Below are 22,696 nucleotides of genomic sequence, written 5' to 3'. Positions count from 1 at the left end.
TCCTTAATGGTTTAAAGGTATTATTTTTTCAATGGGCTTTTAAATCAACCTAAATTTAACAGAAAAGAAAGTTTTATTTTGAGCTTTTTGACTACAGTTTAAGCTTGCTCTAAGTAAGATCGAACTACTTCTTTCATTACAGCGAGTCCGACCCCCATCGCATCCTCATCAAAATCAAATTTTGAACTATGATGAGGGTTCACAAATCCTTTTTGTGCGTTGCGAGAACCAATAAAGAAATAACATCCGGGCACTTTCATTAAAAAGGCAGAGAAATCCTCTCCTCCCATTGTTCTCACTTCTTCTTCCGTCACAGAATCTTTTCCTAAAATAGTATACGATGCTTTACGAACAATATCCGCCATAGCTGAATCATTGATAGTTGGCTTATCTACTCTCTTGTAAATAATCTCTACCTTAGCTCCAAAGCTTTCTGCGATTCCTGTAACAAGTCGTCTTAGTTTTTCAGGGACTTCTTCGTAAACTTTTTTAGAATAAGTGCGAACTGTTCCTGTCATTTCCACAGTTTCAGAAATTACGTTAAAAGCCTTTCCCGCGTGAATGGTTCCAACTGTCACTACACATGGCTCTAAAGGGTCAACGTTTCGAGAAACAATCGTCTGTAAGGCGGTAATGATATGAGCAGAAACTACTATAGGGTCAACGGTATGTTGTGGCATTGCTCCATGGCCACTGACACCGGTTACGATAATCTTAAATTCATCTACCGAAGCCATCATAGTTCCATCGACTACTCCCACTTTGCCAATATCTACATGGTTCCAAACATGAAGTGCAAAGGCAGCGTCTACTTTGTATTTTTCTAGAATACCTTCTTCGATCATCTTATCCGCCCCACTCCCCCCTTCCTCTGCTGGTTGAAATACTAATAGCACTTTGCCTTTAGGGATGATAGATTTTATATTCTCTTTAATCTCATTGGCAAAGCCCATCAAGACAGATGTATGACCATCATGTCCACAGGCATGCATAATGCCTTCTGTCTGTGAGATATAATCAGTCGTATTCTCTTCGTGAATCGGAAGAGCATCCATATCAGCACGGACTAATACCGTTTTGCCGGGAATCCCTGAATCAATTAAAGACACAATTCCAGTCTTAGCAATTTTATCCTGAAAACTAAATCCCAGGTTTTGTAAATGCGCCTTTACAAACTCTGCAGTCTTTTCTTCTTCATACTTAAGCTCCGGCTTACTGTGAATAGCCCGTCTATAACTAACTAATTCTTTTTGTCGAATCTCTGATATTTTCATTGAATTTTCCTATTTATGCTGTCACCTCGAACAGTCCCATCGTGAGAGGTCTATTTTGCAATGATAGTAAGAGATTAATCGCATCCTATTTTTGTCTGATAGATTTCTCACGATGAAGCCGTTCGAAATGACAGCTATATTACCCTACTATAATTTTCTAATCCCTGCTTCCATACTTGAACGCCGCAGTATTTATCTCCTTCCGGACAATAGGGTTTTTGTTCTCCCATTTGCCGTATGCCGCAGGGGGCTTTTATCCATTTTGCGATTTCTGGATTTACTTTTTGGACGTCTGTAACTTCATTTAAGGATGCATAAAAAATTTCTTCTTGCGCGTTATAACAAAGTCTCGCTCTCCATTTGTGATGCAGATTGAGTAAATCCCCACTCTCATAAAAGCGAATTGGAATTGCATTCGGTAATAAATAAGTAGCATATTCCTTATTCTTACACACTTCTAGGAAGCGATTGACTCGTTCAAAAATTCCATTCATGCGCTTTGTATATTCATCAAATAACACCGGATACTTTTCGATAACCACAGGTGTGATATAATCAGGCTTGCCGGCGTATTGAGCTAGTAATACTGGACGCGCACCGGGAACCATTCTATGTCTTTGGTCTTGGCTATCAGCAGTATGAGAAATTCTTTTCTTAAATGTATAATGCACCTGAGAAAGAGATCTAGAAATTGGACTTAACGTAGTCTCATTCAATGTGGAAGTAAGATGTTTATTCTCAAGCGGGGATAATACGAGTTTAACTGCATCAGCATCACTGAGCTTGGACTTAGGAACACCTAATACAGCACGAACCGAGGAAGCAAGGACATCGGTTGCATTTGGATTATGAGCGACTAAACGGGAATATCTACCTTTCATATCAGAATCAAACTCTTCTAAAAACTCTTTTGCCTATTCTTTATTATAAGGTGAGGTAGAAGAAAATACATTTTGAAAAAATTTATACTCAGTTGTTTCTTCTAAAGGAATTGGGTCATCCATTTCTTCTACATAAAGCGGATCGATTTCTTTTACAGCTTCAATCATCTGGCTAACAACCATTCTCTGCTCTTCAGGAACATCAAATGTATTCATGAGCCTGTGATACCTATGAAGTGTCAGACCATTAATCGTATGAAACAAATACGTATGCGTCGCGAGCGGCAAAAGATAACGCGCTACTTCTAAACTTTTTTTCTTAATTGGATCTTGCCATTTTTCAGGATAGTCTGCCCGTGCTTTGTAAATGGAAAAATATTCTTTTGCGATATAAGGATTTAACCTTTCAATAAAATCAAAATAAGCATCTGAACTATAATTCACCGCATCAAGATAAAGCTCCATTTCTTTTTCAGATAGATCTTGCGGTATATAGTAATTGTCTCGTTTTACTTCTACATAACGCTGACTCACCTGCTCGGAATTGTAAAATGGATGAGAGTGTAAAAACGACCAAACAAATTGACGGGATACTTTATCGAGTGTAAAAATAAACTGTGGATGTTGTCTTGTTGTTAAATGCCCTGCCTTCTTAGTGGACTTGGCAACTCGATCTCTTATTTCTATGGACTTTTCCGATTTGACCATATCTTCAGGAAGTAAAATTCCTTTTGAGGAATAACAAGTTCTAGCACTCGCTATGGCTAAGTTGAATGGATTACGGCTATAATCGATTAGGTTTACAATTGGTTTAGTTGGATTCATTGGTTCTCTCTAACTCTTAAAGAAAAAAAATTATGTCATAAAATACAAGAATTATTCTATGTTCGATTTTTAAAAAACAAAGGGAAAATTAGTTTTTTTACTCAAACCTACGGCAATTTTGTATTATCCGGTTCACTGAATAAATTTGACTTAGCAAGTTGATGGCATCGAGGAGAAGTGTTGCCAACTATTTGCATAGAGTAAATCTTGATTTAGCTCCTCTTCTGTATAATTGCGAGGAATACTTTTAGATGTTAAAAGAATACCGAATTTATATTTACTCAAACCAGCAAGTTGTCTTGCTATTCCAAAACTAAGATATCCATTTGCGTAAAGATCTACTGCTAGAATATTTTTTAATTCCTGTTCTATGTCTTTTTCAGGAATCTTAATTGTTGAAAGAATTGATTCTGGTATCTGTAATGCTAAATTCATACAATCAATCCTAAACCATTCAATTTATTTGTATACTCAAAATTTGATAGAGAGTGAACTGAATTCTTTCATTACATATGTCTGAATCTGGATTTTCAGGATGAATGAATTGGCAGGATTTTTTGTTCTTGCCGTATATTTATCATAAGAAAAAGATTCTGGTTTTTCAATAATTTTATAGATACGTTCAAATATGCTTTTTAAGAAACTCTCTCCCAATCCTATATTTGGATCTTGGGATTCATACCAGTCATATGACTCAAGCATTTCTTTTTCAGCATCTTTCTCAATTCTATACTCGAATTTTTTTGCCAATTTTCTTTTCTATCCTATTGAATACTTCTTCTGCTGAGTATGAATTTCTGATGGGGTCTTTTTTTATTTTTTCAACTCTTCTTAATAATTCAACTTTCTCTTCGTCTGAGAGTTTTACTTCTACATCTTTGATTCTTGGTTTGTACTTTGAGTATAGATATTCTACATAATCCGAAATTTGCAATTGAATCGATTCGGGTAATTCGGAAATTTTAAAAATAAGAGGATCTAAAATTTCTAGTTTATTTTGAACTTTCATCGTAAAGATTATTCAAGACTAATTCCTATTTTAAGCAAGTAATAATTTTTCAATTTTCCACGTATCTTATAAATTCTGTCATGGAAATTCCACTGGATAGTTGAATTGGATTAGCTTTTTCGTTTTTTGAAACTCATTGTCTGGATTAGGATTAAAGGATTTTAGGATTAACAGGATTTAGGAGTAGAGAGATTTTTCTTTCTACCTTTGTCTTAACCATGATTTTCATGATTAAATGATTGCCATGATTTTGTTCTTGTCGTATATTTCTTTTTACTGAGAAATCATTACTACTCGTAGAACCAGTCCGGTCACTGAGTGAAATTTATTGCATTTAGTTCCGCAATAAATTTTGTATCGAATGTGCCCAAATACTAACAAGCTCTTATCCTTCGCATCCTACATTATTACAATTCCTTGATTCTCGCATCTACATCTTTTACATAGTCTGTTCGGCCATTCTTTTTATAAATACTTTTGGCTTTTTTCATAATAAAATCTAGCTTTTGCTGCTTATTGCCTTTGCTGTCATAAACGGGTCCAATGTTATGCATTGTATGCGCATAATCCACTGTGTTTTGAAGTTTTAGATTTTCCTTTATTTCTTTTGATTTATTAAAATATTCTAAAGCAGTGTCGAATTCGTTTTTTTAAAAATAGATTCCACCAATATTATTGATCGCTCTTGTGTAGAGATCTGTGTTTTTCTTTTAATTAAAACTTTTTTTAGTCTGTATTGGTTGTTGCGTAATTTGTAAAAGTAAGAGCGGATAGCTTACGACCGTAGTCTAGTCTAGAAGTGGATACTCGCAGTTAATCACTAGTCAGTATATTTTTAACAATTCTTTTTTTATCTCATTTATTTTACTAAATATATATCTATCTAATTCCCAAGGTTCAAAATTAGAGTCTTTTGCAATAGAAAGTAAAATTTTTTCCTTTTCATCATAATCTAGATAATCTGGAATGTCTAAAAAATTAAGAATTTTTTTATTCTTTCATCGACAGCTATGCTATAACGAAATTCTTCATGATAAATGTCCATAAATATATTTCTCGCATACTTTTGGCTAATTCCATTAAATAAAGATAAGAAAATAATTTTAGATTCTTTTCCTTTTATATTCAATAAAAAGCTACTAACTTTTTCGCACCCTCCCATATTTTGCAATAGTACAAAATTCCTAAATAAAAAATCAGCTTTTCTTTCGGGTGATACTCTCCCTGTACCAATTTTTGCATTTCTAATAGTTTTATTAATTATTTTCCTAACCTCATTAATAGGTAATTTTTTAATATTATCATATTTTATATTGTTATACAATTCCTCATTTTCCAATATTTTCTTTGCTCTTTTGGCATTTCCCCAAGTACTAATACTGACTATAAGTTCATGCCATAACCAGTCTTTTCTTTTAAAGTTATCTAAAGATTCTTTTTTCTTTTTATCTAATTCATTTTTTACTATTATATTCTTTTTCATTTCCAAAAGATAATTCAATAGTTTATTTCTATTTTTAATATTCATTTCAATCTCCACTTTGTAGACAGTGACAGTATCTGACGCGACTTTGAAACTCTAAAGCGCGGTAGCAATTTTTAAGTTTTAAAGTGATATTTCCGAGCCAAGCTACTTTTCACAAAGTCCTGTGACTTTAAATTTTTTCCATAAGAAAGACTTTGGGAGCGTAGCGGCAGGATGAACGGCGCAAAACTTGCATTATTCTCTTGCATTCTTTATTACCGTAAAACTTTGCCAGCTTGGAACGAGAGAGTGCACAACTTATGAACTTAGTCAACTCTCGAAATGGTTACTCGCAGTTTTCGCACTTCTTACAGCCCTGTTATCTTTTTATAGGAATATTCTAAAATATTGATATAATCTTCTATCTTAGTTTTTCCAGGTTCAATAATATATATCGCATCTTTCCAGTGCGACTCATATTTTGTTGGTTTTATTTTAAAATTCTTGGTTTCCTCTTCGGATATTTTTATAAAGAATGCAAATGATTTTTGATCCGATCCATTTTATTCCAAATGCATTGAAGAAACCTGTTTTATAACCACAGTAGTGCTTATTGTATTTCATTTCTAACTGCCAATTATTATTTTTAATTATTTTTTCTAGATCACGTGTATACTTTATAAAATCTTTAACACTTGCTGGATTTCTTTCTTTTTTATAAAAATCCTCATCATAAATTTCTAATCCACTTACAGGTTTAGATTTTTTAAATTCTTTTTCTGGTTCTAATTTATTGACCAATAAAAGTTGATTGTCCTCATCTACCCACCTTTTTATTTCAATTAAATCAACTGAATAATTAATTTTATCAACCAAATCTAATGTAGACTGTAAAATTCTTGGAGCTATTACTAAAATTCTTACTTCAAACTTATCCCAAGATATCGTTAAATCTTCGGGTTTATTTTCACATTCAAGCCAAAGAGATTTTATCGAATCTGGATTTTTTTCTGCCCAGAATGCATATTCTAGAACTTGTGGGATGATACTCGAACTTACTATTACATTCTTCATTTCAATAATACAAATATTTCCATCGTTATCAATTCCTATTATGTCTGGAATACCGGATTTATTACTTCCTCTAATTTGTCTTTTTAATAGAAAAATATCTTCTAAAATTTCTGGTGTTTCAAAAACTAATTTTTCAAATTCTTCTTCCGAAGAGAAAGGAGTGGGAGAGAGTGTTTTAGTTATTTTTTTTATTTTCCAAAGTAAATTTTCCATTTATTTTCTCCATATAATTTAAGTGCGAAAATTGTAACTAACGTAAAGAGTATCCGACGTGACTTTGAAACTCGAAAGTGCGGTAGCATCTTTTGAGTTTCAAATCATGTTTCCGACTATCAAATACTGGCACATTGCATGACTAAGTGAAAGGCACAATAACTTGCCATTTCCTTCGCAAGTTTTGTGCCTGCAACGCAGGCGCGTAATGTGAATTAGTCTGACAAATATACTAAAAATTTTCACTTAAACTTTCATTCCCTAATAAATGTTTTTTTCATCTCTAAATTGAATAATATTATTTATTTTATTATCTTTGAGAAACTTTTGAAATTCAGTTTTATTGTCATCTGAAAATGACTCCAAAATAGGATATAAAACTCTAACTGGTTGTTGCCCTTTATGTATATTATTATTTATAAATCGGTTGATCATTTATTTAAAATCTCCGTAGAAACCATCGTTTCTTCATTAAATACAATCCAGCGCATTGGTAAGAATTCTAAAATTTTTTCTGTTTGATTATTTTTTATTTTTATTTTAGCAAGCAATACGAAATATAGATTTGCATAGTTGATATTTTTTTTTGAAAAATTTTCAGCTAATTCAAGTTTCATATTTAATTTTAAGTTAGGAATGTTAAAGAAATATTCAGTTAACATTTTTTCTTGAAATAAATTTCTATTATCATTTGCATGATAGTAAAAAGTAAAAGAATTATTTTTCAAATCATAATCTGATAAATTACTACTATCAAAGTAGTTTGATTCAAGAATGATATATTCTTTTTTTCGAATCTCTTCAAATAGTTCTTTATTATAATCATTCAATTTAATTTTGGTGTTATTTGATACTCGAGGAAATTCCAAAGAATTAAAATGAGATTTAATAAAATTTCTTATATTTTCTGTTTTTTCGATTAGAGCAGGATCACCGTTTCCGACATACGGAGAGGAAAGTCCGACATATCTGTTTTGGCTTTCATCAAAATAGTTATATTCGCTCGCACAAAAAGAAGTAGAAATAAGCCTCAGAGGAATGCACTCTTGCAAGAATAAAATATTATTCTTAGATAACTTATTTCCTATTACTTCATCTATTAACTTTTCTCTTCGTTTCTGATTTTCACTTATTGTAGATTTTAATTTCTTAGCTCTATTTTGTTTCTGAATATATTCGTTCATCTCTTCTTCAGTTTCAAAAATATTTCCATCTATTTGATAAGTTTTACATGAAAAAACTAACAAAATAAGAATTAACAATGCTTTCATTATGCTCTCCTTTTTCCATTCTTATATTAAAAATGGCATCTGACTAATTTAATTCGCATTACACCTATTAAGTCAAGAGTAAAAGGACTAAAAAGGATAATTAGTGTTTAAGTAAACTCGTAAAGTATTCGGATATACAGAGAATGAATAACCTTGATTTCTATTTAAACTCAACCCCAAAACACTCGCCTAAAATAAACCACAAGGATCACAATGAAAATTAGAACCTTTGTGTGAGCTTTGTGAGCTTTGTGAGCTTTGTGAGCTTTGTGAGCTTTGTGAGCTTTGTGAGCTTTGTGAGCTTTGTGAGCTTTGTGAGCTTTGTGAGCTTTGTGAGCTTTGTGAGCTTTGTGAGCTTTGTGAGCTTTGTGAGCTTTGTGAGCTTTGTGAAAACCCTTGTGTCCTTTGTGGTGAAAATCTTTTTCCTTTCTTTGCCAAATAGATTTCTCACGATGTTCCTCATTGGCAAACCGCACTTCGTATGTTCGAAATGACCGTAGTAAGCCTTTTATAAGTTGAGATTCCCGACTTCGCTTGGCGGTCGTGTGAGCGAAGCGAAGGGTGGAATTTCGGGAATGACAGCAAAGCCCGCATGAATAAATCCCGAAAGCCAATCCTTTTCCCTTCTTCGTGCTCTTCGTGTCCTTCGTGGTGAATTGCGGTTACCTTTGAATTCTTTACTCATCATATAGCGATTATCCCTAAAAGCAACGTAGAACTGACATAAAAGCCACATAGAAGCCGAATTCGGCTTCTATGTGGCTTTTATGTAGCTTCTAGATTAGAGCAAGGTAAAAACTAAGTAAAACAACAACCACTACTCAGAACCATTTTTTTTCTTGCCGAATCTTACCGTTCCATGAATTCATGATAAGCGAGACATAATATGAGAGTGACGAGTCGAAGAAAGAAGAATCCGGAAGCGCCTAATTTGCATAGAGGGAATGCACACCATACCACTAAAAAAGAATCCCGTGCTCTCGTAGTCATTGAGCAAACAAAGGTTCGAAAGAAATACATTCAAGGCTGTAAGAGGACAATCAAAGACCTCGAAAAAGCAAAGAAAGAATGGGAAGACTATCAGACTGTTGATATTCCTACTTATGAAAAATGGTACAATGGAAATTTTGGCTCTGATATTTCACAGGTCAGAGAAGCACATGCAAAAGCGCAAGACCTACACTCTACTCTCCAAGAAATTCGTTATTGGATGATGAAAAAAAATCTTTCTCCCTACGATGCCTATAAGCTCGTCATGGACAGAAAAGCAAATCCTGAAAAATACAGAGCGAGTGATGAAGCAGAGGCAGAGCGAGAGAGAGAAAAAGAGCGCAAATGGAATGAGAAATTCAAGCGAGATTTCTTCGGCGATGAGGAAGATAGTTTTGAAGACGAGGATGACGATTTATTCGAAGACGATGAGCCTTCAGAAGAAGACTTAAGAGAAATGTTTGAAATATTCATCCATGCAAATCCTGCAATCAAAAGCAAGATGAAAGACAAAGCATTCTATGACTTCATGTTTGAAAGATTTAAAGAAGACGTGCTTGGTAGAAAATCTTCCAAATCTAAAGAGAAAGAAAAAACTCATACTAGCATCGAAGATCGTATCAAAGCAATCTACAGAACGTTAGTTCGAAAGCTTCATCCTGATTTTCAAACAGAAATTACACCTCATATGCAAGAGCTCTGGCATGAAGTCCAAGAAGCCTACAAAGCGAATGACTTAGAAAGACTCGAAACAATATTAGCAATTTCTAATATTCAAACGGGGGACTTTTCGGAAGAAATCAGTGTATCCCAAATATTAAATGTTCAATCCGAATACAAAAACCAACTCAAATCCATTCGCGCCCAAATCCGCAAAGCAAAGAAGCGAGTCGAATGGGGATTCTCTAAGATTTCAAATACTCAACCTCTCTCAAAAAAAATCAAGACCGAGTTGAAATCAGAACTAAATCAACATCTTTTCCACATCAAACAATTCGAAAAACAATTGCAAGACTGGTCGCGACCAATGGTTAGAATTTCAAAAAACAAATATGTCTATGTTTAAAATAACACGACTCGGAATGCCACAGAGGCACAAAGACACGGAGAGATTTCAAGAGAGTCATTAAACAAAACTCTGTTTGTTTTTGTAATTGAGGCTTGTTGTGATTCAAATTACATTACTCTTAATTGAATTTGGTTTTTCAGTTAGCTCTCTTTCGTTTGACGCACATGAATAAAGAATCGCTCAATCCCATAAAGCTCTGTGACTCAGTGCCTCTGTGGCAAAAACTTTAAGTAGTTACAAATTATCTTTTTCGAAACTAAAATATTTACTTGACTCAAAGAAAGCCCTAATTACTATCTCTGAATCTATTTAAAAATCTTTCATAAGCTGGTAATTGACTTTGAAAAAAACCGAATCAGAACTCAAAGAAATCATTCAAGATGCAGTGAACAAAAACAATGTTTTGAGTATGAAAACCTACCTTTTAAGTGATTACGGTGAAAATATCCTCAAGATCATTGCCTCAACCATCTTAGAAAAATTCAATCGACAAGACTTAATGGAGATTGCTTATTCCTCTGCGAAAGAGCTTGTGATAAATGCAACAAAAGCAAATCTAAAAAGAGTTCTCTACAGAGAATTGGGGTTAGATATAAGTAACCCCGAAGACTACGATAAAGGTCTAACAGAGTTCAAAGGGCATCTAACAGAAGACAAGATCATGAGCTATAAGCATCTTTTCAAAAAATACGATTTACCTGTAACGGCTACTTTCTATTACACCAAAGACGTTCTCAATATAAAGATTAAGAACAATTTTCCCCTTCTCCCGATTGAAGAAGAGCGCATTCGTGACAAATTCAACAAGGCTACTAGTTTTTCTAGCCTCATTGATTTTTTCATGGAATATGGAGATAGCACGGAAGGTGCAGGTATGGGAATCACAATGGTTGGAATTTTACTTGACCAGTCCGGAATTAACAAACATAGCTTTAGCCTCTATTCCAGTGATAAATACAAAGAGACTGTGGCTAAGATTGAAATACCACTCCACGAGGGATATATTTCCAAAAGAGAAATGTTCCAACGAGAATTAAGAGAAAAGGGTATTACACCGGATGAATTCCGTAAATCTTTTACTTATAATTATAAGCATTTCGATAAAGTCAAAGTAGACTGACGAAATAAATTTCCTACCCAGAAAAAAAACATTTGCTTTCTTCAATCCGACTAGTGAGAATTGGTCTCTTTGAGGATACAAATGAATTTTTATTTATACGCGGGATTAATCTACCTTTTCGTTTCCATTCTTTTACCTCTTTCCCTTTTTTCACAACAAACAAAGACAGCTAAAAAAACGAAATCTAGCTCAACAGAAAAAGAATTTTTTCAAACAGAAAAAGACAATCTCGAAAAAGAGAAAGAAGATTTATTAAAAAATAAAGAACTCCTCACGAAAGACAAAGAGAATTTGAAAAGAAAAAGTAGAATTACAAAAGCAAAAAGAAGAATTTGAAAAAAACAAAAAGCTCGAAATCAAAACAGAAGAAACAACAGAAGAAGATTTTTTTAAATTAGAAGAAGATATATCAATCGTCTCTAAAAGAGTTGGCCAATCCGAAAGCGTAAGCAAAACCTCTGCGATTATATCCGTCTACAATAGACAAAAAATTGCAAACTCAGGTGCCCGCAATCTCGCCGACATTCTAAAACAAGCTCCGGGCGTAGAAATCTCCTATGACCAATTTGGCTCTTACAAGGTAGCATTTCGAGGAGTGCTTTCTAGATCTGGCGTATTAATGTTACTCGATGGTCATCGAATTAATAATTTTTATGATGGCTCGACCTTCTTAGACATCAGAGCAGATGCAATTGAGAAAGTAGAAATCATTCGTGGACCCGGATCCTCTATTCATGGAACTAACGCATTTGTTGGAGTGATAAACGTTATTACCCGCAGTGCGGCTAAGGGCGATAAGACGGGCGGACATATTTCCAGTAGATTTGGTCAATACAATACATTCGAGCCAACAGCTTATTATAATCTAAAAATGGGAGAAGATTGGAAACTAAGCACCTATGCAGGCCACTTCGAATCACAAAGACCTCAAGTTCATCTTCCAAACGATCAATCTTGTGCTGTAAGCGAATATAAATCAGGACTTTGCACAAAGACTGTAGTAGCTATGCCATTAGCCTCTTCGATTAAAACAAATGACAGAAAAAAACAAACCAATCTTTTTCTAAGCATAAACAAAGGCGAAAGCTTTTATATCAAAGGAAAAATGATTCGAGAAGAGAGAGGACCTAACGTGGGAGAACTAGGAGCCGTAACGCCTGATTCACAATTAGGCTTCAACCTATTAACCGCAGATATTGGAACAGAGAAAATCGTGATTACCCCCACTCTATCCTTAAGTGGGAGACTGTATACAGACTCCTACCTACGCAGAGATGAAATACAAGTAGAAAGACCCGATTATCTAAGTCACCCGGGTTCAAGCCCGATCAAAAAAAGTGGATACCAATACCAAACCACTGGAACGGAAGTTATTTTACAATACAATCCATTTTCCCAGGTTTCTGTTTTACTAGGGGCACAAATAGAAAGATTAAGCTACAAAGATGCATTCCTCAAACAAAATTATAGCGGAGGAAATACCAATACTCTCTATCCAGCCTTCTATGATTATGATAATCTGAATACGGATTTAAACGATACAGCCCTTCAACTGACAACGACAGGAAAAGCATCCATTTCAGGTCCGGATAGTTTAAGAAAAGGAAAGAATCGAAGTAGAAATATTCATGCTGAGTTTTTAAACTTTCAATGGGAGCCCTTGAAGTGGCTTTCGATAACTGCGGGCGTTAGGCGCGATAGCTATTCTGATTTTGGAAGCACAATTAATCCAAAGACTGGCTTTGTAATAACCCCATTTGAAAAAACTAAATTTGGAAGCCTAGCTTTTAAGATTCTTTACGGGTCTGCCTTTCGTGCTCCAACTTTTCAAGAATTGTATGACAACAATCAAGCTTACCAACCCGGTGGAGTGTTTGGAAATGGAACACAAAGATTTCAAACCTATGGGCAAGCAGGTTTCGGAAATTTAAAACCAGAAACAATTCGAACAGGAGAATTGGGAATGGAATACCAAACTCCCTATAAGCCTCTTAGCTTTCAAGTGAATTGGTTTTATACTAGAATCTTCAATAATATTGAAGCAGTCAATACAAGCGGAGCTAATCCCGGTAAAACAGATATCTATCGAAATCTTAGGGGGCTAACAATCATTGGCTCCGAGGCAGAATTCAAACTAAACTATTCCACTCGAAATTACCTTTTTGCAAACATGTCCTGGTTTCAAGCCATAGACAACGGTGGATTAACCCCCGGAATCAATGCTGATACGAAAACCTTTTTAACTAACGTACCGCAGGGAAGAGTAAACCTGGGTGTCAATTGGGGAGTGACAAAGTATTTTATTTTAAACAACACGATTTGGGCTTCTTCGGAAAGATATTCCAATGCCCGATTTGCATTTGAGCGAATCTCTGCAAGAGGATTTCGTTATCCGCAGTATCATATATGGAACGTTAGTTTAGCCACAACAGAAGATGTTTTAAAAAATATGGAATTTAGACTCAGCATATTTAACCTTCAAAATTATAAACTCTATGACGACTCCAATACAGCAATAGAGGCTTACGCAAATAGAGCCATACCAGCCGCCTATATATTTCAAAGATATATAGAATTCAAAATGACTTATTTTCTATTATAAAGGATCGCACCGAATGAAACCAAATTCAATCATCTTAATTTTCCTCATTTTCTTTTTTACTGATTGCATACAAAAACAAAATGAATTTGAAGACAAAAGTTTCTTTTTAAATGCACTTACAACTCAAGTAACAGGAACCCCAAAAAGCTTTGGCGTGAATATACCAATAAACAGTCGTCTTGCGCGTGGGTGCGAAACAAGAATTGGAAATCTTACCTCCGAGGCAATTGCCTATAAAGCAAATGCGACAATTGGAATTCACAATGGAGGAAATATTCGTGATGAACAGGGGATAAAAGCTATTTACCCCGATGGAATTATTCCCAAAGGAACAGTTCCAACCATTGACTTAGTGAAAAAGTTTCTTCCTTTTACCGGGGGCTTGGTAAGAGTCAATATGCGAGCCTATAGAATCAAGCAAGCATTGGAATCGGCAGTAGGCAAATTAAATATTAAAGCAGAACGAAGTATAGAAAATATGGATGCAGACGGACCTACTCACGGCAACTGTTGGTTAAACCCTCTGACCACTGGGTCGGGTAGATTTTTTCAAGTCAGTAGTAAAGTGCAAATTGAACTAAACCCTAGCGCATTATCAGCAGTAGTCTCAGGAAGTGGAGCTTCCAATACTCTTCTCATAACTACGGAAGGAAAGCGAGTCATTCGAATTTTTATTGATGGAATCCTACTCTATGATAACCCGACAGGAGAAATCAATTCAGGTTGGAATGCAGGCTCTTCTTCTTGCACAATCAAAGGAATTAACTTTACCTCGAGTGCAGCTTGTAATTTTTACTCTGTCGGAATACCTAGATTTCAATATGATGGAGGAGACGCAAATCCTTCCCTCAATCCAAATATGCTAGAGATTAACAATGATGGATCCGTGCTTTTATTAGAATCAGGAATTGCTGCAAACTTAGACGATGCTACAATTTTTTATGACTATATTCAGACCTTCACAACTGGTGCGGCATTTTCAAAAATATCAAATCGAATTATAATGCCATAGGGTTTATAAATTCTATACTGAGAAGAGAAAAATCATCCATGAGAGTGCCTCTTTTCTCTATACAAGAAAGTACTTTGTGTAAATCGCCATTAGCCTCTTCTAGGCACTCTAAGAAAAAACGATCATTTGCATTGATTTCTCTTCTACTTACATCATTGCTTATTAATAAAATATCATCTTTTCCGTCAGACCCGAAGAGCAATCGGTCATGGCGTCTTAATAATACTTTGCTAATCTTTAAATCATTCTTTCGAATTTTTTCGTATGCAAAGCTTTCTCCTATCTTTTGATTCACAAATTCTTCATCTAGAAAGTTCGCCTTTCCATCTCTGTATAGAATCAAAGGAGGATGACCGGCGTTTAATGAGAATAAACTTCCAGTCTGATCATCTAATAGCGCAAGAATACAAGACACGCTCATTGTTCCTTGCATGGAATAAAAAACTTTCACGAGTTCGATATAACAATCTTCTAGCCACTCATTTGGTTTTGTTACTTCTGTAAGATGGTCTGTATATTGCGTTCGATTTAGAATGGACCTGATCACAGAACCAAAGATCAAAGCTCCACCTGCTCCCTGCATTGATTTACCCATTGCATCTGCATTGCACAAGAAACGATAGTTTTTACTTCCGAGACGGAGATTGTCAGCAAGGATAAAGTCTCCACCGATTTGCGATGCGGCATTTCTAAATTCAAACTTCATTTTCTGATTGATAAGATACTCAATTTTGACATTGCTGTTTTCAATAAAATTTCCGATGAGAGGCTGAAGTAGATTAGCCGTTAAATAATAATCACCCTTCTTTTGTTCGTGTAAAATATTTACTTCGTGCAATACATTTTGTAATTCTCTCGTTCTCTCATCTACTTTTATTTCTAGATTTTGATTAAGTTCTTTTAGAGAAGAGCTATAACTCTTAATACTAACACGCATTTCATCGAATGCATCCGCTAAAAGTCCAATTTCATCATTGGACAAAACTTCGATTTTATAATCAAAGTTTTTATTCTGCATTTCTTCGGTAGCAGTTTTTAGATTTAAGATAGGAGTAGAGAAATGTAACGAGAAGCGAATACTAATAAATATCCCCATAAGACTAAAAATAATTATCATCCCAATTGCGATGAAAATACTTTTTAATAAAGATAAATTTAAAAACCGAGTTGTTAAACCAATTCTAAGTTTGGCTATGGTTTTATCTCCTGCCTTGATAAGAGACATTACATCAATGCATTCCATATCATTGTGTTCTAACATTCGGATTTCCATGTTCTCTACATTTCCATCTTCTTCTGCTAGTATTTTAGAAATTTCTTTATCGACGACTCCTACGGAAGGATTTGAAATAGAAGTCTTATCACGGCTTACAATGATATTCCCGTCACCACTTTCCAAAATTACATAAACAATTTCTCTGTCGTTATCTACAAGCTCAGCGGCTCCCCTTTCTACTTCGGAAAAATTAAAACTAGCAATTAAGTTTTCGGAAACAAGAGCCATACTGCGTGTAATCATCACGCCTCTTTTTACAAGAGAACGTCGCAACTCTGAAAGTAACATCATCGTAAAAAATATGCTTGAGATGGTGATTAAAAGAATAACAACAAAAGAGATGGTGAGAGTAAGTTTACTCTTGATACTCTTGCTGTCTCTAAATAAAGATGATATCCACGGAATATTGTTCATAAATAATGCGAATTAAGCCTTTTTTAAGCTTGAAGATACAAGGGTATGCTGACAAGGATTTTTTCCTTGCAATATCTATTTACTTTCTTTTTTATTGATTCCATCACCTTTAGCAAAAGTAAATCTATTGAGAAGCCTGTTCAAAATACTTATTTTAGTTTTAATACTGTTCACTTCTCTGAATGCAGAGGAGTTCAATATTATTTACTTTGATCCAGACGGAAACTTGCGTAACATTACAAGTCTTCAGTCAGAAGGAAATAAATATTTTCAAACAATTTCACCAGATATAAATTTTTTTGTGATTGCAAGCGAACAAATCTTGAATACTGAGATAGATCGTCTCAAACCTCAGTTCATGATTGTTCAGTCGTTGTATTATTCTAGACAAAAAGGGAGTCTAGGATTTAAGCCCTATTTTATCTTTCTAACAAAGGACAATTATTTTTATCATAAAAAAATAATTACTATGAACCCAGAAATAAAAACACTAGAAGATTTGGATAAGAAAGTGGTTGCCTCTGCGTTACCAAAAGAAATTACAAAAGAGCTGACCGGTGGAGAGCGCAATTGGAAAATACTTACTGTTCCGAAGGATATGGATGCACTGATGGCGTTAAAATTCAAACAAGCGGACGCTGCACTTGTTGCAGAAAATAGCTTAGAGTCATTTAAGAAATTGGATCCAGCAGATTCGCAAAACATAAGTCCAATCTTTACAACCAAAAGCATCTTTCTTCCGCTTGGAGTTTCTACGAAATTTACAACGAATAAGGAATTACTAGCAAAATTGACAGAGACTATTAAGAAAATAAAAGCTGATACAATTGGCTCTGCCTTTATCAGAATGATGAATTTTGATGATACTTCCGATAATAAAAAGACTTTGGGGTCGGTGCCTTAATATGAAAATAGTATTCCTATCAAGCTTGCTTTCCCTATTACTTTTGTCCTGTCAAACCCCGACACGCATATTAGATGGAATGAAATTTCAACCCGGAAAGAAAAAAGTATTTATCCTGGTATCCGAGCAAATTTCCAGTTTTGAAGTAGTCAAGAATTCATTCATGGAAGAAGGAAAAAACGACTACCAATTTCTCTCATTAAATTTAGATGGAAACTACGAAGGCATAGAGCAATTACCCGCTCAAATCAAAAAATTAAAACCAGATTTAATTCTATGCATAGGCTCAAAATCCTTAGAAAGCGTAGCAGGAAAAATAGTAGACACCCCAATTCTATTTGCAATGGTTTTAGATTACCAAAAATTTCAACCTGAAAAATTTGGAAACATCGCAGGAGTTTCCCTTAATATTCCTCCCGAAACAGTTTTTTACAATTTCAAAAACTACTTCGGAGAAATTAACAATTACGGGGTAATGACAAGTAGAGATTTTCTACAAACACAAAAAGAAAACAAGCAGAGACTTTCTAACGTAAGTATTAATCTCACCATTCAAGAAACGAATACTCCCGATGACGTTCCGTCTAAATATGAAACCATGAAAAAATACATCCAGGCTCTCTGGATGGTTCCTGATCCAAAAGTGATTTCAGAAGAAAGCTTTCTATTCCTTGTAGACAGCACGATTGCGGATAAAAAAAGTTTTATCGTGTATTCAGAGCAATTCGTAAAAGCGGGTGCTCTCTTTAGCACTTCGCCTAATTACTCTACCATAGGCTCCCAACTCGCCATCAAATCCCAACAGATATTAGAAGACCGCCAAAAGCCTTCTCAAGTAGGAATTTCGCCCGTCATCGGAACTTTCCTTACAGTCAACAAAACTACCATGAAAAAACTAGGACTAAATGTCCGTATGGATGGAATCGACCAGATATTCGAATAACTCTCCTTATTTCCGATTGCCTCCTTTTTAATGACTAAGAGTATGGCAACAAGGAGCAAGGAAACCGAGTATGGAGAAAGATAAACTTCAATCAATTGCGAACTTAGCGAAACTACGATTCGAAGAATCCCAATTAGAAGGGATGCTTACTGATTTTAATAAAATCATGGCGTATGTAGACAAAGTAAAAGAGTTAGACACGAATGGTGTAACAGAAGAAGAAATTTACGAATGGTCTGAAAATAGAGTTCGTCCTGATATTCTAGGCAACTCGATGACACGAGATGAAATCTCTCGAATCGCTCCCAAATTTGAAAATGGATACATTGTAGTCCCAAGGGTAATCGAAACATGATCTTTAAGAAATACTCCGAAATAAAATCTCTACTAAACGAAAAAAAAATCACATCCGTCGAACTCTGCAAAGCTTACTTAAAGAGAATTGAAGAAAACGATACAAAGATAAAAGCTTTCTTATATTTAAACAAAGAACAAATTTTAGAAGCAGCGGCTAATTCAGATAGCCGCAGACAAGCTGGAAAACAACTTTCTGAATTTGATGGAATCCCGATTGGTATTAAAGATAATATCTGTATCAAAGGCGAAAGAGTTTCTTGTGGCTCTAAAATTTTAGAGAACTTTGTATCTCCCTATGATGCGACTGTAATTGCAAAGCTTAGAGAAAAAGGATTTATCTTTTTTCCGGGACTCAATATGGACGAATTTGCAATGGGCTCCTCTACTGAAAATTCAGCCTATCAAATTACGAAAAATCCATTTGATACAACAAGAATCCCAGGTGGCTCTAGTGGTGGCTCTGCTGCTGCTGTTGCAGGCTCTATGCTTCCAATTGCACTCGGCTCAGACACAGGTGGCTCAATTCGTCAACCTGCTTCCTTATGTGGAATATTCGGACTCAAACCAACTTACGGAAGAGTATCCCGTTACGGCTTAGTGGCATATGCCTCAAGTCTAGATCAAATAGGTCCCTTCTCCAATGACCCGCAGGGAATAGCCGACGTATTATCCGTATTATCCGGCTCTGACTTAAATGATAGCACAGCTTCCATGGAAAAAGCATTCTCTAGCTCCGACTTATCCAAAACAGATTTAAGCAAATTAAAAATTGGAATCATGGCAAACGAAGGAAATGAATGGGATGCGGATGTAAAAGATAAATTTCACAAGATAATCGATGTTTTGCGCTCTAAGGGTGCAGTGATTAAAGAGCTAGATTTTAGCATTCATTCTTATTCAATCCCAATTTATTATATCATAGCAACTGCAGAATGTTCTTCTAATCTTTCTCGCTTCGATGGAATTCGATACGGGTATAGAGTGGAAGATCCAAAGAAATTAGAAGACGTTTATATCGACTCAAGAAGCAAAGGCTTTGGAAAGGAAGTAAAGCGTAGAATTCTACTCGGAACATTTTCCCTTTCTTCCGGATACTACGACGCCTACTACGGACAAGCGCAAAAGGCGAGAGTGATGATTAAGCGAAGTTATGCGGAGTATTTCAAAGAAGTAGATTTTATCTTACAACCAACTTCCCCAACGACTGCATTTAAAATTGGGGAAAAAACACAAGATCCGATTCAAATGTATAAGGCAGATGTTTTGACTACAAGTGTAAACCTTGCCGGACTTCCTGCTATCAGTATTCCAGCCGGAGTGGATAAGAATGGTTTGCCGATAGGACTTCAAATCACAGCTAATAAATTTGAAGAAGGAAAATTACTTTCCTTTGTTTCCGAAATAGCAACTTTAGAAGAATGTAAAGTGAAATTACCGGAGAGCATAGAATGAGTGAACTCACCAAACGAGTCATACCCTGCCTGGATGTAAAGGGCGGGAGAGTGGTGAAAGGAATTCAATTTGTGGATTTGCGGGATGCAGGTGACCCGGTAGAATGTGCTATTTCGTATGAAGATCACAAAGCAGATGAACTTTGCTTTTTAGATATTACTGCATCGAGTGATAAAAGAGAAATTCTATTTCACTTAGTAGAATCCGTTGCGAGTAAAATATTCATTCCATTTACAGTAGGTGGCGGCATAAACACAGTAGCCACTGTGCGAGAAGTATTGGTCAGAGGAGCCGATAAAGTTTCTATCAATACGGCTGCCTTTGAAAACTCTAAACTTCTAAAAGACGCAAGTGAGATATTCGGCTCTCAGTGTATCGTATGTGCGATAGACGCAAGGTTTCACCCCGAAAGAAAAAGACATGAAGTATTTCTTCACGGCGGAAGAACAGAAACCGGAAGAGAAGTTTTAGATTGGGCAAGCGAAGCAGAAGCAATGGGTGCCGGCGAAATACTATTAACCTCAATGGATAAAGACGGAACCAAAGATGGATTTGATATTCCACTTCTAAAATTAATTACTTCAAGCCTACGAATTCCTATCATCGCAAGTGGTGGTGCAGGAAATGCAGAGCATCTAGTCGAAGCTATTTTACGCGGTGGAGCAGATGCAGTATTAGCCGCTTCCATTTTTCATTTCAAAGAACAGTCTATCCTAGAAGTAAAACAAAGCATGAAAGAAATGGGAATTCCTGTTAGGCTATGATCGTATTTGGTTGGATTGATTTCTTAGTCATATTTTTATTTCTATTTTTTTCCCTTTTTATTCCATTTCTATTTTCCAAAAAGGAAGCTACTCTAAAAGGACATTTTCAAGCGAGCGGAAGACTCTCCTGGTTTGTATCAGGAACAGCCATGGTAGCAACTACTTTTGCGGCTGATACACCATTAGCCGTAACGGAACTCGTAGCTAAGTATGGAATCTCAGGTAATTGGCTCTGGTGGTATGGCTCGATTAGCTCGATTGCAACTGTTTATTTCTTTGCCCCTCTCTGGAAAAAATCCGGCGTATTAACAGACGTTGAATTAGTAAATCTACGATACAGCGGAATGGGAGCGAGTATACTTAGAATTTTTAAGTCCATTTACTTAGGGCTAATCATGAATGTAATTATTCTTGCATGGGTAAACCTTGCGATGTTAAAAGTAGCAGAAGTTTTAATTCCAGATGTATCTGCCAAATTAATCGTGAGCGGATTATTCTTATTTGCCTTTCTGTATACGGTCTATATGGGACTTCATGGAATTTCTATCGCTGATACATTTCAATTCTTCTTTGCGATGTTTGGTTGTATTGTGCTCGCCTACTTTATTCTATCTATTCCAGAAGTAGGTGGAATCGCTGGACTAAAAGAAAAACTACCCGCTTCTTATTTTCATTTTATTCCTGACTTCAGCAATCCCAGTTCTAAAGAATTTTCCGTTGAATCTTTTTTATTATTCATTGGAGTGATTTGGTGGTCTAGTTGGTATCCGGGTGCTGAGCCTGGAGGCGGCGGATACATTGCCCAGAGAATTCTTGCGGCTAAGAACGTTAAGTCTTCCCTACTCGCTTCTCTCTGGTTTACGATTGCCCATTACTTTGTGCGTCCCTGGCCCTGGATATTAGTGGCTCTATCGAGTGTGATTTTATTTCCAGATTTACTTCCCGACGACAAAGGGAAAGGTTATGTTCTGGTAATGACTAAGAGTGGTTTGCCGCAGGGACTACTCGGACTCATGATTGCTGTTTTTATGGCGGCGTATCTATCTACAATAGCAACTCATCTAAATTGGGGCTCTTCTTATTTGGTAAATGATTTATACAAGCCTTATCTAGCAAAAGATAAAGCGGATAATCATCATTTAGCGGTAAGCAAAGTTTTTCAGCTTTTAATGATGGTTCTTTCTCTTGTAATTGCATTTTATTTTATTAAGACTATTTCTGGAGTATGGCAGTTTCTATTGGAATGCGGAGCCGGTGTGGGGGTAGTCTTGATTTTGCGCTGGTATATACCAAGGCTCAATGCATGGTCTGAGCTAACTGGATTTATTGCGCCTGTGTTTTTTTATTCGATAAATCATTTTCTAATAAAACTTGCTTCACCCTATTCGGTTTTATTTACTGTTGGCGGTGTAATTCTCACAGTTATAATTGTGACAACTTTAACAGCAAAGGTTGATATGGATAAATTGGTAATTTTCTACGAAAGAGTAAATCCTCCCGGCATCTTCTGGAGGCTTTGGGCTAAAGAAAATGGATTTATTCAAAGACAAAATGAATTAAGCCTACTTCATTCCCTTCTACTTAGCGTCACAGGAATTATACTTATATTCAGCGGGCTATTTAGTCTCGGAAATCTAATCCTAGAAAACTACGACTCGCTAGTAATGAGTGTTTCCCTTCTAGTATTTTCGATTGTGCTGACCTACCATTTATTTCCAAGAAATTTAGATGAGGTAGAAAAATAGCAATTTTATTTGACAGTTAGCGATAGAATAAAATCA

General features: G+C 35.5%; 21 protein-coding genes and 1 pseudogene. 11 read left to right on the top strand and 11 right to left on the bottom strand.

From position 1 onward, the window contains the following. Nucleotides 1-98 precede the first annotated feature (98 nt). The 10 genes and pseudogenes from IPH52_10535 to IPH52_10490 form a co-directional block, all read right to left on the bottom strand. A complete protein-coding gene (locus IPH52_10535; GenBank protein MBK7055473.1) occupies nt 99-1,274 on the bottom strand; it encodes an amidohydrolase in 1,176 nt (391 codons plus the stop codon). Between the two features lie 134 nt (nt 1,275-1,408). Next, nucleotides 1,409-2,980, bottom strand: a pseudogene (locus IPH52_10530) (FAD-dependent thymidylate synthase). Between the two features lie 150 nt (nt 2,981-3,130). Continuing rightward, on the bottom strand, nt 3,131-3,415 hold the full coding sequence (locus tag IPH52_10525; GenBank protein MBK7055472.1) for a UPF0175 family protein: 285 nt from the start codon (nt 3,413-3,415) through the stop codon (nt 3,131-3,133). Nucleotides 3,416-3,451: 36 nt separating this feature from the next. Continuing rightward, the gene (locus IPH52_10520) at nt 3,452-3,730 is read right to left on the bottom strand and encodes a hypothetical protein (GenBank protein ID MBK7055471.1); all 279 of its coding nucleotides are present in this window, start codon (nt 3,728-3,730) and stop codon (nt 3,452-3,454) included. Further along, the gene (locus tag IPH52_10515; protein MBK7055470.1) at nt 3,708-3,989 is read right to left on the bottom strand and encodes a hypothetical protein; all 282 of its coding nucleotides are present in this window, start codon (nt 3,987-3,989) and stop codon (nt 3,708-3,710) included. Before IPH52_10515 ends, IPH52_10520 begins: the two co-directional genes overlap by 23 nt. 407 nt (nt 3,990-4,396) lie before the next feature. Further along, entirely contained in the window at nt 4,397-4,543 is a 147-nt protein-coding gene (locus IPH52_10510; GenBank protein ID MBK7055469.1) for a hypothetical protein, read from the bottom strand. Nucleotides 4,544-4,959: 416 nt separating this feature from the next. Then, a complete protein-coding gene (locus IPH52_10505; GenBank protein MBK7055468.1) occupies nt 4,960-5,517 on the bottom strand; it encodes a hypothetical protein in 558 nt (185 codons plus the stop codon). A 432-nt stretch (nt 5,518-5,949) separates the two neighbouring features. Further along, nucleotides 5,950-6,741: a hypothetical protein gene (locus tag IPH52_10500; GenBank protein ID MBK7055467.1), complete on the bottom strand. Its 792-nt coding sequence runs from the start codon at nt 6,739-6,741 to the stop codon at nt 5,950-5,952. Between the two features lie 431 nt (nt 6,742-7,172). Continuing rightward, nucleotides 7,173-8,012, bottom strand: coding sequence for a hypothetical protein (locus IPH52_10495; protein MBK7055466.1), 840 nt, complete (start codon nt 8,010-8,012; stop codon nt 7,173-7,175). A 220-nt stretch (nt 8,013-8,232) separates the two neighbouring features. Further along, on the bottom strand, nt 8,233-8,463 hold the full coding sequence (locus IPH52_10490; protein MBK7055465.1) for a hypothetical protein: 231 nt from the start codon (nt 8,461-8,463) through the stop codon (nt 8,233-8,235). 435 nt (nt 8,464-8,898) lie between these two features. Between IPH52_10490 and IPH52_10485 the strand changes: the two genes are divergently transcribed. From IPH52_10485 to IPH52_10465, 5 genes are all read left to right on the top strand, one after another. After that, entirely contained in the window at nt 8,899-10,068 is a 1,170-nt protein-coding gene (locus tag IPH52_10485) for a hypothetical protein (protein ID MBK7055464.1), read from the top strand. Between the two features lie 343 nt (nt 10,069-10,411). Beyond that, nucleotides 10,412-11,191: a hypothetical protein gene (locus IPH52_10480; GenBank protein ID MBK7055463.1), complete on the top strand. Its 780-nt coding sequence runs from the start codon at nt 10,412-10,414 to the stop codon at nt 11,189-11,191. An 81-nt stretch (nt 11,192-11,272) separates the two neighbouring features. Continuing rightward, nucleotides 11,273-11,527, top strand: coding sequence for a hypothetical protein (locus tag IPH52_10475; protein MBK7055462.1), 255 nt, complete (start codon nt 11,273-11,275; stop codon nt 11,525-11,527). A 259-nt stretch (nt 11,528-11,786) separates the two neighbouring features. Next, the gene (locus IPH52_10470; protein ID MBK7055461.1) at nt 11,787-13,793 is read left to right on the top strand and encodes a TonB-dependent receptor; all 2,007 of its coding nucleotides are present in this window, start codon (nt 11,787-11,789) and stop codon (nt 13,791-13,793) included. 13 nt (nt 13,794-13,806) lie between these two features. Then, nucleotides 13,807-14,805 (top strand): 5'-nucleotidase C-terminal domain-containing protein, encoded by a 999-nt coding sequence (locus IPH52_10465; GenBank protein ID MBK7055460.1) that lies wholly within the window; start codon nt 13,807-13,809, stop codon nt 14,803-14,805. Here IPH52_10465 and IPH52_10460 read toward each other — a convergent pair. Further along, a complete protein-coding gene (locus IPH52_10460) occupies nt 14,792-16,495 on the bottom strand; it encodes a SpoIIE family protein phosphatase (GenBank protein MBK7055459.1) in 1,704 nt (567 codons plus the stop codon). The two genes, IPH52_10465 and IPH52_10460, sit on opposite strands and share 14 nt — an antisense overlap. A 94-nt stretch (nt 16,496-16,589) precedes the next feature. Between IPH52_10460 and IPH52_10455 the strand changes: the two genes are divergently transcribed. The 6 genes from IPH52_10455 to IPH52_10430 all read left to right on the top strand — a co-directional run bounded on the left by IPH52_10455 (nt 16,590) and on the right by IPH52_10430 (nt 22,660). Beyond that, nucleotides 16,590-17,399, top strand: a complete 810-nt coding sequence (locus IPH52_10455) for a transporter substrate-binding domain-containing protein (GenBank protein MBK7055458.1) — start codon at nt 16,590-16,592, stop codon at nt 17,397-17,399. A 1-nt stretch (nt 17,400) separates the two neighbouring features. Next, nucleotides 17,401-18,342: a hypothetical protein gene (locus IPH52_10450; GenBank protein ID MBK7055457.1), complete on the top strand. Its 942-nt coding sequence runs from the start codon at nt 17,401-17,403 to the stop codon at nt 18,340-18,342. 70 nt (nt 18,343-18,412) lie between these two features. Continuing rightward, the gene (gatC, locus tag IPH52_10445; GenBank protein ID MBK7055456.1) at nt 18,413-18,697 is read left to right on the top strand and encodes an Asp-tRNA(Asn)/Glu-tRNA(Gln) amidotransferase subunit GatC; all 285 of its coding nucleotides are present in this window, start codon (nt 18,413-18,415) and stop codon (nt 18,695-18,697) included. Further along, complete coding sequence (gatA, locus tag IPH52_10440; GenBank protein MBK7055455.1) at nt 18,694-20,151, top strand: Asp-tRNA(Asn)/Glu-tRNA(Gln) amidotransferase subunit GatA; 1,458 nt, start codon at nt 18,694-18,696, stop codon at nt 20,149-20,151. Before gatC ends, gatA begins: the two co-directional genes overlap by 4 nt. Continuing rightward, complete coding sequence (hisF, locus tag IPH52_10435; protein ID MBK7055454.1) at nt 20,148-20,915, top strand: imidazole glycerol phosphate synthase subunit HisF; 768 nt, start codon at nt 20,148-20,150, stop codon at nt 20,913-20,915. The genes gatA and hisF overlap by 4 nt, the downstream gene beginning before the upstream one ends. After that, complete coding sequence (locus IPH52_10430; protein MBK7055453.1) at nt 20,912-22,660, top strand: Na+:solute symporter; 1,749 nt, start codon at nt 20,912-20,914, stop codon at nt 22,658-22,660. The genes hisF and IPH52_10430 overlap by 4 nt, the downstream gene beginning before the upstream one ends. Nucleotides 22,661-22,696: the final 36 nt, after the last annotated feature.

The organism is Leptospiraceae bacterium (genome assembly GCA_016708435.1).
Classification (GTDB): domain Bacteria; phylum Spirochaetota; class Leptospiria; order Leptospirales; family Leptospiraceae; genus UBA2033.
This window is presented reverse-complemented; position numbering and strand designations above follow the sequence as displayed.